At 66.3% G+C, this 12,696-nt stretch carries 12 protein-coding genes; 1 reads left to right on the top strand and 11 read right to left on the bottom strand.

Annotated features, from left to right (window positions below; translation table 11 throughout):
* Positions 1-264 precede the first annotated feature (264 nt).
* The 11 genes from sugE to ACOCG7_RS17075 form a co-directional block, all read right to left on the bottom strand.
* Positions 265-585 (bottom strand): quaternary ammonium compound efflux SMR transporter SugE, encoded by a 321-nt coding sequence (gene sugE, locus ACOCG7_RS17125; protein WP_073429547.1) that lies wholly within the window; start codon positions 583-585, stop codon positions 265-267.
* Between the two features lie 117 nt (positions 586-702).
* On the bottom strand, positions 703-1,401 hold the full coding sequence (kdpE, locus tag ACOCG7_RS17120; protein WP_073429546.1) for a two-component system response regulator KdpE: 699 nt from the start codon (positions 1,399-1,401) through the stop codon (positions 703-705).
* On the bottom strand, positions 1,394-4,321 hold the full coding sequence (locus ACOCG7_RS17115; RefSeq protein WP_244219974.1) for a DUF4118 domain-containing protein: 2,928 nt from the start codon (positions 4,319-4,321) through the stop codon (positions 1,394-1,396). Before ACOCG7_RS17115 ends, kdpE begins: the two co-directional genes overlap by 8 nt.
* Before the next feature lie 184 nt (positions 4,322-4,505).
* Entirely contained in the window at positions 4,506-5,084 is a 579-nt protein-coding gene (kdpC, locus tag ACOCG7_RS17110; protein WP_114162129.1) for a potassium-transporting ATPase subunit KdpC, read from the bottom strand.
* 15 nt (positions 5,085-5,099) lie between these two features.
* Positions 5,100-7,196 (bottom strand): potassium-transporting ATPase subunit KdpB, encoded by a 2,097-nt coding sequence (gene kdpB / locus ACOCG7_RS17105; protein WP_073429593.1) that lies wholly within the window; start codon positions 7,194-7,196, stop codon positions 5,100-5,102.
* A 60-nt stretch (positions 7,197-7,256) separates the two neighbouring features.
* Positions 7,257-9,110, bottom strand: a complete 1,854-nt coding sequence (gene kdpA / locus ACOCG7_RS17100) for a potassium-transporting ATPase subunit KdpA (protein WP_073429543.1) — start codon at positions 9,108-9,110, stop codon at positions 7,257-7,259.
* The gene (gene kdpF / locus ACOCG7_RS17095; protein ID WP_073429542.1) at positions 9,107-9,199 is read right to left on the bottom strand and encodes a K(+)-transporting ATPase subunit F; all 93 of its coding nucleotides are present in this window, start codon (positions 9,197-9,199) and stop codon (positions 9,107-9,109) included. Before kdpF ends, kdpA begins: the two co-directional genes overlap by 4 nt.
* Positions 9,196-9,309 carry a potassium ABC transporter ATPase gene (locus ACOCG7_RS17090; RefSeq protein WP_114162128.1) on the bottom strand — a complete coding sequence of 38 codons (114 nt, stop codon included), beginning with the start codon at positions 9,307-9,309 and terminating at the stop codon, positions 9,196-9,198. The genes kdpF and ACOCG7_RS17090 overlap by 4 nt, the downstream gene beginning before the upstream one ends.
* A 164-nt stretch (positions 9,310-9,473) precedes the next feature.
* Positions 9,474-10,448, bottom strand: coding sequence for a quinone oxidoreductase family protein (locus ACOCG7_RS17085; RefSeq protein ID WP_114163442.1), 975 nt, complete (start codon positions 10,446-10,448; stop codon positions 9,474-9,476).
* A 60-nt stretch (positions 10,449-10,508) separates the two neighbouring features.
* Positions 10,509-10,898 carry a methylglyoxal synthase gene (locus tag ACOCG7_RS17080; RefSeq protein ID WP_421379196.1) on the bottom strand — a complete coding sequence of 130 codons (390 nt, stop codon included), beginning with the start codon at positions 10,896-10,898 and terminating at the stop codon, positions 10,509-10,511.
* An 87-nt stretch (positions 10,899-10,985) separates the two neighbouring features.
* Positions 10,986-11,765: an SDR family oxidoreductase gene (locus ACOCG7_RS17075; RefSeq protein WP_114162126.1), complete on the bottom strand. Its 780-nt coding sequence runs from the start codon at positions 11,763-11,765 to the stop codon at positions 10,986-10,988.
* Between the two features lie 238 nt (positions 11,766-12,003).
* Between ACOCG7_RS17075 and upp the strand changes: the two genes are divergently transcribed.
* The gene (upp, locus tag ACOCG7_RS17070; RefSeq protein ID WP_073429538.1) at positions 12,004-12,654 is read left to right on the top strand and encodes a uracil phosphoribosyltransferase; all 651 of its coding nucleotides are present in this window, start codon (positions 12,004-12,006) and stop codon (positions 12,652-12,654) included.
* Positions 12,655-12,696 lie beyond the last annotated feature (42 nt).

Here is a 12,696-nt window from a genome sequence, read left to right as displayed (position 1 = left end):
TGCCGGGCGCTTCGGCGAGCATGGCGGAACGAGCCGCCGCGCCGAAGTCGTCAGACCCGCGCCAAGCCGGCCGCGCCCCGTAGGCCGCGGGCAACATTCAGTTTGGATTCAGTCTCATTATAGCCACGTTAATTCGCAGAACGCAGAGCGGCGAACAAATGGCGCAATCCGGCGGGACACAGGCGGCGCGGGCACGGGTGCGCCGCACGAATCGGGGAATGAAGCGGCAATGAAGCGAAGCGGCCAATGAGCGGCCAATGAGGCTCAATGCCCTGACGAGAGCTTCAACCCGATCAGTCCGACCACGATCAGCGCCGCGCTGGCCACGCGCGCGACGCTCAACGCCTCGCCCATCATCACGATGCCGAAGATGAATGCGCCGACCGCGCCGATGCCCGTCCAGACGGCGTAGGCCGTGCCGAGCGGCAACTGGCGCATTGCCAGGGCGAGCAGCACGAAGCTGCCGAGCGCGGTCACGATCGTGAACACGGACGGCCAGAGGCGGGTGAAACCTTCGGAACTCTTGAGGCCGGCCGCCCAGGCGACTTCGAGCAAACCGGCGATCAACAGAAGAATCCAGGACATGAGACAGCTCGTTGGTCAGATGGGGCCGTCCCCGTTTGTGAATGTGCGTAAGGTCGTCCTTACGGTCCGTAATTCTAGCAAACGGGGCGCGATGCCGTCGCGACCCGCGTCCGTCGGTCAGACCGTGCCGACCAGCCGGTAGCCAACCCCCGTTTCCGTGACGATATGCTCCGGCTGCGCCGGGTCGCGCTCCAGCTTGCCGCGCAGATGCGCCATGTAGATGCGCAAATAGTGATGGCTCTCCACATGCGACGGCCCCCACACGTCGCGCAACAGTTGCCGGTGCGTGAGCACGCGGCCGGCGTGGCGCACCAGCGTCGCGAGCAGGCGGTATTCGATCGGCGTGAGATGAACGGCGACGCCGTCGCGGCTCACTTGCCGCAAGGCCAGATCGACGGTGACCGCGCCGAAGCGCACCAGCGGCGACTCGTTCGCGCCGCCGTGATTGCGCCGCCGCATCTGCGCCCGAATCCGCGCGAGCAATTCGGACACGCCGAACGGCTTGGTGAGATAGTCGTCCGCGCCGGCGTCGAGCGCGGCGACTTTTTCGCTCTCCTGGGTGCGCGCCGACAGCACGATCACCGGCAGTTCGCTCCAGCCGCGCAGTTCGCGGATCACGTCGAGGCCGTCCGTGTCGGGCAGGCCGAGATCGACGATCACCAGATCGGGCTTGCGCGTCGCGGCCTCCACGAGACCCTGCTTGCCGGTTTCGGCGTCGTGCACGACGATGCCCTCGCCCTCCAGCGCGCTGCGCACGAAACGGCGAATCTGCTTTTCGTCTTCGATCAGGACGACGGTGATGCCGGGGTCACTCATGGGTAGGTTTGGAATGCGGGTGAAGTGTCGGGTCGTCGTGGCCAAGCGGATCGGCGAGAGGACCGGCGAAGCGATCGGCTCTTTCGTCATTCAGCGGATCGGCGCCCTCATCGTCCAGCACGTCCAGCGCGTCGGGCGCGTCGGGCGGCGTTTCCACCGGCAGCGTGAACCAGAAGCGCGCGCCTTCCACGCGGCCCTCCGCCGACATCCGGTTGAGCGCGCCGATTGTACCGCCGTGCGCTTCGACGATCGCGCGGCAGATCGCGAGGCCGAGGCCGATGCCCGGCTTGGCCGACTCCTTCTCGCCGCGCGTAAACTTCTCGAACACGCGCGCTTCCATGCCGGCGGGCAGGCCCGGTCCGTTATCGTCGACGGTGACGCGCACGAACGATTGGCCGTCCGCGTCGAGACGCTGCGCGCCGATCGTCAACGGCGTGTGCGGCGGGGTGTATTTCGCCGCGTTCTCGAACAGGTTCGAGAACAGCCGCTCCATCAGCACGGCGTCGAGATGCAGCAGCGGCAAATCCGCGGCCAGTTTGACCTGCACGGGATGTTCGGCCAGCACGCGTTTGCACGCCCGCAGCGCGGCGCCCACGGTTTCCTCGAGCAGCGTCCACTGCTGATTCAATTGCAGGCTGCCGGCCTGCAAGCGGGCCATGTCGAGCAGATTCGTGACGATGCCGGTCATGCGCAGCGCTTCCTCGTGGATCGCTTCGACGAGATCGTCGTCGGGCCGGGCGCCGGCCCTGGTGTCGGCGCCGGTGTCGGCGTGGGCGTCAGCACGCGTGTCGCGCGATTGCGCGAGCATCGACGAGAACCCGACGATGGTCGTCAACGGCGTGCGCAGATCGTGCGAGATCGCCGACAGCAGCGAATTGCGCAAGCGCTCCGATTCCATGTTGACGAGCGCGTCGCGCGCGATATCCACGTAATGCACGCGTTCCAGCGCCAGCGCGATCTGCGCGGCGAACGCGTCGAGCATGCGCTGCTGCTCGGGCACGTTCAGCTCGCGCTCGTCGCGCAACGCGACGGCGAGCACGCCGCGCGTGCGCATCGGCGCCTTCAGCGGCAGGTACAGCGCGGCGGCGGCCGGCAGCGTGTCGGTGCCATGCCCGGCCGGCTTCTGCTGATCGTAGACCCACTGGCCGACGTCGCTATCGAGCATCTCGCCGTCGAGCAGCATCGCCGCGTCGGGGTCCTCGATCTTCTGCTTCACTTTATCGGCGCTGTCCGGCAACAGCATCGCGACGCGCGCGCCGAACACCTCGCTCACATGCCGGCTGCCGATCTCGACGATCTGCTCAGTGGTGAGCGCCGCGGCCAGTTCGCGCGCCATCGCGTACATCGCGCCGGTGCGCTGCTCGCGGCGGCGCGCGACGCTCGCCTCGCGGCGCAGGCTCGACGTGAGATGGCTGATGACGAGCGACGTGAGCAGCATGCCGAAGAACGTCAGCAGATACTGCGTATCGGAAACCGACAGCGACATGCGCGGCGGCACGAAGAAGAAATCGAACGCGGCCACGCTCATGAACGACTGCATCACGCCCGGCCCGCGTCCGAGCTTCACCGCCGTGAAGATCACGCCGAGCAGGTACAGCATGACGAGGTTCGTCAGATCGATATGGCCGCTCAACTGGCTCGACAGGAGCGTGATGGCCGCGCAGATCGCCAGCGCGAAACCATAGGCGCGCGGCGGCGAGCGGCGTTCGCGCGCCGCGCTCAACGCATCGCGCCACGCGTTCGCGGTGGTGGTGAGCAGGCGGCGCTGCTCGCCGCCGTCGCGTTCGGACGACGCGCGGATCAGCGTGAGATCGAGTTCGCCCGCGTGCTCGGCGATGCGCTCGCCGAACGGCCGGCGCAATCGGCGCAGCCAGCCCGCGCGGACCGACGCGCCCGCCACCAGCTTCGACACGTTGCGAGCCTGCGCATAGCCGATCAGCGCGGTGGCCGCGTCGGCGGCCGCGAGCGTCGCGGTTTCGGCGCCGAGTTCGGCCGCGAGCTTGAGCGCGTTGAGCGTGCGTTCGCGGCGCGCGTCGGGCAGGCGCTGCAGCGCGGGCGTTTCCACATAGACCGCGATCCAGTCGGCCTTGAGACTGGCGGCGAGGCGCGCCGCCGCCCGCACCAGCATCGGCGCTTCGGGGCCCGGCCCGACGCAAACCAGCAAGCGCTCGCGCGCCTGCCAGATGCGCTCGATCGACCGGTCGGCGCGATATTCCCGCATCTGCGCGTCCACGCGATCCGCGGTGCGGCGCAGCGCCAGCTCGCGCAGCGCGATCAGATTGCCCTTGCGAAAGAAGTTGCGCACCGCGCGCTCGGCCTGCTGCGGCAAATACACCTTGCCGTCGCGCATGCGGTCGAGCAGTTCCTCGGCGGGCAAGTCGACCAGCGTGACTTCGTCGGCGCGATCGAACACGCGGTCGGGCACCGTCTCCCAGACACGGATGCCGGTGATCTGGCCGATCACGTCGTTCAGGCTTTCGAGGTGCTGCACGTTGACCGTCGTGTAGACGTCGATGCCCGCATCGAGCAGTTCGTACACGTCCTGCCAACGCTTCAGATGCCGCGCGCCCCGCACGTTCGAATGCGCGAGTTCGTCGACGAGTATCAGTTGCGGCTTGCGCGCAAGCGCGGCGTCGAGATCGAACTCGCCGAGCGTGCGGCCGCGATAGTCGATCTGCGCGAGCGGCAGCACGTCGAGCCCCGCGAGCAGCGCGGCGGTTTCGCCACGGCCATGCGTTTCGGCGATGCCCACCACCACGTCCGCGCCTTCATCGTGACGGCGGCGCGCGGCCTGCAACATCGCATAGGTCTTGCCGACGCCCGCCGACGCGCCGAAAAAAATCTTCAGCTTGCCGCGCTGACGTTTTTCTTCGTCGCGTTGCAGCTTGTCGAGCAGTTCGTCAGGATCGGGGCGGTTCATGCTCAATGGTTTTCATAGTTGGGCGAGCGGCGGTGTGTGCATGGTGGCACGGCGGCGAGCCGGCCGCAAATGGCGATACACGGCGATACACGGCGACACCCGGCGGCATGACAACGTCGCGATGCGGGCGATGCAAAAAACAAAGGCGGGCGCGTGAGCCGCCGCCTTCGGGCATCGCTTGCGTTCAACCGCGCTTCATCTCGTCCAACGCCAGGTTCAGTTGCAGCACGTTCACGCGCGGCTCGCCAAAAATGCCGAACTGACGACCGCTCGTATAACGATCCACTAGCGCCTGCACGTCGTTCGCCGCGAGCTTGCGCGCCTTCGCCACGCGCTCGATCTGGTAAGCCGCCGCAGCCGGGCTGATCTCGGGATCGAGACCGCTGCCCGAGGACGTCACCAGATCGACCGGCACCGGCCTGGACAGATCGGTGCCGGCGGCCTGCAACGCGTCGATGCGGCCTTTCACTTCATCGATCAGCGCCGGGTTGGTCGGCCCGAGGTTGGAGCCGCCCGAGCCTTGCGCGTTGTAAGGCATCGGGCTGGTGGCCGAGAGCCGGCCCCAGAAGTATTGCGGCGCATCGAACTGCTGGCCCATCAGCTTCGAGCCGACCACCTTGCCGTCCTGTTCGAGCAGGCTGCCGTTGGCCTGAGCGTGGAAGAACGTCTGACCGACGGCGGTGATCAACGCGGGATAAGCGAGTCCGGTGAGCGCGGCGAGCACCGCGAAGATCACGATCAGCGGACGGAACAGATTTTTCATGATTGGCAATTCCTCTTAAACCCAGCCGAACGCGGCCAGCACCATATCGATCAGCTTGATGCCGATGAACGGCACGATGATCCCGCCCAGGCCATAAATCAGCAGATTGCGGCGCAGCAGGATCGCCGCGCCGAGCGCGCGGTAACGCACGCCCTTGAGCGCCAGCGGAATCAGCAGCACGATGATCAGCGCGTTGAAAATCACCGCCGACATGATCGCCGAGGCGGGCGTCGCCAGATGCATCACGTTCAGCGCGTTGAGCGCCGGATAGGTCGTGGCGAACGCGGCCGGAATGATGGCGAAGTACTTGGCGATGTCGTTGGCGATCGAGAACGTGGTGAGCGACCCGCGCGTCATCAGCATCTGCTTGCCGATCTCCACGATCTCGATCAGCTTGGTCGGATTCGAATCGAGGTCGACCATGTTGCCGGCTTCCTTCGCGGCCTGCGTGCCGGTGTTCATCGCCACCGCGACGTCGGCTTGCGCGAGCGCCGGGGCGTCGTTGGTGCCGTCGCCGGTCATCGCCACGAGGCGCCCTTCGGCCTGGTGCCCGCGGATCGTCGCGAGCTTCGCTTCCGGCGTGGCTTCGGCGAGGAAATCGTCGACGCCCGCTTCGGCGGCGATCGCCGCCGCGGTCAGGCGGTTGTCGCCCGTCACCATGATGGTCTTGATGCCCATCTTGCGCAGTTCGGCGAAGCGCTCCTTGATGCCGCCCTTCACCACGTCCTTCAGTTCGATCACGCCGAGCACGCGCGCGCCCTGCTCGCCTTTCTCGGCGACCACGAGCGGCGTGCTGCCGCGGCGCGCGACGTCGGCCACCGCGTTGCCGACTTCGTTCGGGAAACGGCCGCCGTTCGCCTCCACGTAGAGCTTCACGGCATCGGCCGCGCCCTTGCGGATTTCGCGGTCAACGAGATCGACGCCGCTCATCCGCGTTTGCGCGGTGAACGCGAGAAACACCGCGTGCAGCGAAGCCATGTCGCGTTGGCGGATGTTGAAACGCTGCTTCGCCAACACGACGATGCTGCGGCCCTCCGGCGTTTCATCCGCGAGCGACGAAAGCTGCGCGGCGTCCGCGAGCGCTTCCTCGGTGAAACCGGGCGCGGGCACGAACTGCGAGGCCTGGCGATTACCGAGCGTGATCGTGCCGGTCTTGTCGAGCAGCAGCACGTCGACGTCGCCGGCCGCTTCCACCGCGCGGCCCGAGGTGGCGATCACGTTCGCCTGCATCATCCGGCTCATGCCGGCCACGCCGATGGCCGACAACAGCCCGCCGATGGTGGTCGGAATCAGACACACGAGCAGCGCGACGAGCGCCGTGATCGTCACCACGTGACCCGAGGAATTGCCCAGATGCGCGGCCTCGACGGAGAACATCGAGAACGGCAGCAGCGTGGCGGTGGCGAGCAGCATCACGATCGTCAGCGCGACCAGCAGGATGGTCAGCGCGATTTCGTTCGGCGTCTTCTGACGCTTCGCGCCCTCGACCATCGCGATCATGCGGTCGAGGAACGCCTCGCCCGGATTCGCGGTGACGCGCACCACGATCCAGTCCGACAGCACGCGCGTGCCGCCCGTCACCGACGAAAAATCGCCGCCCGACTCGCGGATCACCGGCGCGGATTCGCCGGTGATCGCCGATTCGTCCACCGACGCGACGCCGTCCACCACTTCGCCGTCGGCCGGAATCACGTCGCCGGTTTCGACCAGCACGACGTCGCCCTTGCGCAGATCGGAGGCGGTCACGATGCGGATCGGCGACTTCGGATGCGGCTCGTTGAGCTTCTTCGCCATCACGTCTTTCTTCGCGCTGCGCAGCGACGCGGCCTGGGCCTTCGAACGGCCTTCGGCGAGCGCCTCCGCGAAGTTGGCGAACAGCACCGTGAACCACAGCCACAACGTGACCGCGAGAATGAAGCCCGCGGGCGCCTCGGCCTGGCCGCCGAGCGCGGCGAGCCACAGAATGGTCGTCAGAATGCTGCCGACGTACACGCAGAACATCACCGGATTGCGGAACTGCGTGCGCGGCGTGAGCTTCCTGAAGGAGTCCACGATCGCCGGGCGCAACAGCGCCGGGTCGAACATGGACCGCGTTGAGTTATGTTCAGTCATTGAATCCTCGAATTTCCCGTTGGCGCGTCGCTTTTCGATCACTTGTCGTCATTACCGGGCTCAATGCGCGCCCATCATCATCAGATGTTCGACGCCAGGTCCGAGCGCGAGCGCGGGCACATAGGTCAGCGCGCCGACCAGCAGCACCGTGCCGAGCAACAGCACGACGAAGAGCGGACCATGCGTGGGCAAGGTGCCGCCCGTCACGCCGATGCGCTTCTTCGCGGCGAGCGAGCCGGCGATCGCCAGCACCGGCACGATCGTGCCGAAGCGGCCGAACCACATCGCGATGGCGGTGAGCCAGTTGTAGAACGGCGTGCCCACGGTGAGGCCCGCGAACGCGCTGCCGTTGTTGTTGGCGGCCGAGCTGAACGCGTAGAGGATCTCGGAGAAACCATGCGCGCCGGGGTTCAGAATGCCCGCCTTGCCCGCGTCGCTCAGCACCGCGATCGAGGTGCCGACGAGCACCAGCAGCGGCGTGAGCAGCACGACGATCGACACCATCTTCATCTCGTAGGCCTCGATCTTCTTGCCGACGTATTCGGGCGTGCGGCCGATCATCAGGCCCGCCACGAACACCGCCAGCAGCGCGAACACGAGCATCCCGTACATGCCGGAACCCACGCCGCCGAAGATCACTTCGCCGAGTTGCATCAGCAGCATCGGATAGAGGCCGCCGATCGGCGTCAGCGAGTCGTGTGTATTGGCGACCGCGCCGCACGAAGCCGCGGTCGTCGCCACCGTGAAGATGCCCGATTGCGCGATGCCGAAACGCGTTTCCTTGCCTTCGGCGTTACCGCCCGACTGCAACGCGCTCGCCGACTGATCGACGTGCAACGCGGCGAGCGCCGGATTGCCGCTCTGCTCCGCGCCGATCTCGCCGAACACGCAGACGCCGAAACCGATCGCCATCGCCGCGAGCACGGCCACACCCTGTCTGCGGTCGCCGATCATGCGGCCGAACAGCAGCGCCAGGCCGGCGGGGATGATCAGGATCGAGAAGATCTGCAGGAAGTTCGAGAACGGCGTGGGGTTTTCGAACGGATGCGCGGAGTTGCCGTTGAAGAAGCCGCCGCCGTTGGTGCCGATCATCTTGATCGCTTCCTGCGAGGCGACCGGACCCATCGCGATGGTCTGCGTCTTGACCGGCGTATCGACGGTGAGCGGGTTGCCCTTCGCGTCCTTCATCGGGTTGCCCTGGGCGTCGAGGCGGGGCGCGGCGTAGCTCGTGGTTTGCAGCGTCGGCACGTCCTCGTAGGCCTTGAAGTTCTGGATCACGCCCTGGCTCATCAGCAGCGTCGCGAGGATCAGCGACATCGGCAGCAACACGTAAAGCGTCACGCGTGTCAGGTCGACCCAGAAGTTGCCGATGGTTTGCGCGCTGTGACGCGCGAAGCCGCGAATCAGCGCGATCACCACCACGATGCCGGTGGCCGCGGAGAAAAAGTTCTGCACGGTCAGGCCGAGCATCTGCGTCAGATAGCCGACGGTTTGTTCCGGCGTGTAGTCCTGCCAGTTCGTGTTGGTGACGAAGCTGATCGCGGTGTTGAACGCGCCGTCGACCGTCATCGGGCCGAACTGCTGCGGGTTGCCCGGCAGCCAGGCTGGCACGCGCAGCAGCGCGTACAGGAACGCGACGCCGAGCACGTTGAACGCGATCGTGGCGATCGCGTAGTGCTTCCAGCTCATTTCCGTCGACGGATCGACGCCCGCGAGGCGATACAGCAGGCGCTCGATCGGCGCGCCGATGCGAAGCACACGCGAGATGCCGTTGGGCTTGCCGTTGGAATTGCCGTCCGGGTTCGCGTTCGGGTTCGCGTTCATCACGGCGCTCAGATAGCGCGACATCGGCACCGCGGCCGCCAGCAGCACGACGATGAAAAACCCGGCCTGCAGGACATTGTTCGAGTTCATTCAATGTCCTCCGCGCGCAGAAGCGCATAGACCAGGTAAATAAACAGCAGCGCGGTGGCCGCGCCCGACAACCAGAGCATCCAGTTCATGACCGCGCTCCCTGTCCACGACGGAACTGCATCAACTTCTCGCAGCCCCCGATCAATGCAAAGGTCAGCGTGGCGAACAGCGCCAGGCCCCCGACATACAGCACATCCATTTTTATTCCCCATTCACGGACTTCGGATGGACGCAACGTTATGCCGAAGCGCGTAAAGGGCCGGTCAAAGATGGCGTGGCGCGTATAAAAATCGCGTAAACGGAAAAGGCCGTTCCATCGTGGATGGAACGGCCTTTCAAACGCTGGGGTTGGTTTGGCGCGTGTTACGGCAGCAGAATAGTCGAACCCGTGGTGCGGCGCCCTTCGAGATCGGCGTGCGCGCGGCCGACGTCCGTCAGCGCGTAACGCTGATTGATGCTCGTCTTGACCTTGCCCGACACCAGCACGTCGAACAGCTCGGCCGACATCGCCTCGTAATCGCTGCGCTTCGCGATATAGGAAAAGAGCGTCGGGCGCGTGAAGAACAGCGAGCCGCGTCCGGCGAATTCCGATGAATCGATCGGCGGCAACGGTCCCGAGGCATTGCCGAAGCTCACGAACATGCCGAGCGGCGCGAGGCAGTCGAGCGAAGCCGTAAACGTGTCCTTGCCGATGGAGTCGTACACCACCGGCACGCCCGCGCCGTTGGTGATCTCGCGCACCCGCTTCGTGAAGTTCTCGCGCGTGTAGACGATCGCGTGATCGCAGCCGTGCGCCTTCGCGATCCCGGCTTTTTCATCGGAGCCCACGGTGCCGATCACCGTCGCGCCGAGCGCCTTCGCCCACTGGCAAACCAGCAGGCCGACGCCGCCCGCCGCGGCCTGGATCAGGATCGTGTCGCCGGCTTTCACCGGGTAGGTCCGGCGCAGCAGATATTGCGCGGTCAAGCCTTGCAGCATCACCGAGGCCGCCTGCTCGTCGCTCAATGCGTCGGGCAGCTTGATCACCTGCGCCGCCGACAGCACGCGCTCCTGCGCGTAGGCGCCGGGCGGCCGCGCGACGTAGGCGACGCGATCGCCCGCTTTCAGACCGCTCACGCCCGAGCCGACCGCGGTCACTTCACCGGCCGCCTCCATGCCGAGACCGCCGGGCAGCGGCAACGGATACAGACCCGTGCGGAAATACACGTCGATGTAGTTCAGCCCGACCGCCGTCTGCCTGATGCGGATCTCGCCCGCGCCCGGCTCGCCCACTTCCACGTCGACCCATTTCATCACCTCGGGGCCGCCGGTTTTATCGAATCGGATTGCTTTGCTCATCATGTCTCCTGGATGTGTGGTCTGGTTCGGCCTGAATCGGCATTGCGCAAGCGCGCGTTCTCATACCTGCTGCGTCAGGCGCAAGGTCAGCACGTCGAGAATCATGCGCGCGGTCGAAATATTGGTCGCGCAGGGAATGTTGTGCACGTCGCACGCGCGCACCAGCGCGTTGATGTCGGGCTCGTGCGGTTGCGGCGTCATCGGATCGCGCAGAAAGATCACCATGTTCACGCGCCCTTCCGCGAGTTGCGCGCCGATCTGCAGATCGCCGCCATTCAGGCCCGACAACATGCGCTCGACCGTCAGGCCGTGCGCCTCGGCGATGCGCGAGCCGGTCGTGCCGGTCGCGATGATGTCGCAGCGCGCGAGCGTATCGACGTATTCGCCGGCCAGCTTGACGATGTCGTCCTTTTTGTGATCGTGCGCGATCAGCGCAATGCGGGTGGTCATGACGTAAGACTCCAGAAACCGTGGTGGTTGTCGTTGTTGTAGTGAGCGTGAGGGTGAGCGTAAGGCCGCCGCCGCGGAACGCGCCGGTTAGAACGTGCCCGGATACGCGCCGCCGTCGATCAGCCAGTTTTGCCCGGTGATGTAGCCCGCATGCACGCTGCACAGGAACGCGCAGGCGCGGCCGAATTCATCGCGATTGCCGAAACGGCCGGCGGGGATCGTTTTCATGCGCTGCCGGCGCGCTTCCTCGACGGAGATGTTTTGCGCCCTGGCTTGCGCATCGAACGTGACGGCGATGCGGTCGGTGTCGAACAGACCGGGCAGCAGGTTGTTGATCGTGACGCCGGTGGGCGCCACCTTGCGCGCGAGTCCGGCGACGAAGCCGGTCAGCCCCGAGCGCGCGCCGTTCGACAAACCCAGCACGTCGATCGGCGCCTTCACCGCCGAACTCGTGATGTTGACGATGCGCCCATAACCGCGCGCGCTCATCGAGTCGATGGTCGCGCGGATCAGTTCGATCGGCGTGAGCATGTTGCTCTCCAGCGCGCGGATCCAGTCGTCGTGCGAGAAGTCGCGGAAGTCGCCCGGCGGCGGCCCGCCCGCGTTGTTGACGAGGATGTCCGGTTGCGGGCAGACGGCGAGCGCCGCGGCGCGGCCTTCGGGCGTGGTGATGTCGCACGCCACCGTTTTCACTTCCACGCCGCTTTGCCGGCGAATCTCGGCGGCGGTCGCCTCCAGCGTCTCGGCGGTGCGCGCGACGATCGTCAGCTTGACGCCCTCGGCGGCGAGCGCTTCCGCGCAGCCGCGCCCGAGTCCCTTGCTGGCCGCGCAAACCAGCGCGGTGCGTCCTGCGATTCCCATGTCCATGTGTGTTTCCTTGTGGCGATGTTCTGGCGCGATGGCGGGGCTGCGCGAGCCTGGCGCGGCGAAGTCTCCCCCGATTCTAGAAGAATCGGTGCCCGATTGCGCCGGGCCGCTGCAATCTCCGGTATCTTCGGGCGGCACTCTTTCGGTAAACTTGCGCCGTGGCGCGCGCATCTCGCCGGTTTCCGGCCGTGCTGGCGCGCCGAACCGATCCCTCTAGCCGCCGCTTCGCGCCCCCGCCATGACTCAGGACAGCCGTTTCCCCAATCTTTTCATCCTCGATCACCCGCTGATCCAGCACAAGCTGTCACACATGCGCGACCGGGACACCTCCACCCGCACGTTTCGCGAGCTGCTGCGCGAGATCACGCTGTTGATGGGCTACGAGATCACCCGCAACCTGCCGATGACCACGCGGCGCCTGACCACGCCGCTCGTCGAGATCGACGCGCCGGTGATCGCCGGCAAGAAACTGGCGATCGTGCCGGTGCTGCGGGCCGGCATCGGCATGTCGGACGGCTTGCTGGAACTGGTGCCGTCGGCGCGCGTGGGGCACATCGGCGTATATCGCGCCGCGGATCACCGGCCGGTCGAATATCTGGTGCGCCTGCCGGATCTCGAAGACCGCGTGTTCATTCTGTGCGATCCGATGGTCGCGACCGGCTACTCGGCCGTGCACGCGGTGGACGTGCTCAAGCGCCGCAACGTGGCCGGCGAGAACATTCTGTTCCTCGCGCTGGTGGCCGCGCCCGAAGGCGTGCAGGTGTTCCAGAACGCGCACCCGGACGTGAAGCTGTATGTGGCTTCGCTCGATTCGCATCTGAACGAGCACGCGTATATCGTGCCGGGTCTCGGTGACGCGGGGGACCGGCTGTTCGGGACGAAGAACTGAAGGCGGGTTGAAAGAAGGGGCGGCGGCGGGCGGCAATCGCCG

The sequence above is a fragment of the Paraburkholderia sp. DD10 genome (assembly GCF_049177125.1).
GTDB classification, from domain to species: Bacteria; Pseudomonadota; Gammaproteobacteria; order Burkholderiales; family Burkholderiaceae; genus Paraburkholderia; species Paraburkholderia terricola.
Note: the sequence above shows the minus strand (reverse complement) of the source record. Positions and strands in the feature narration are given on the sequence as shown.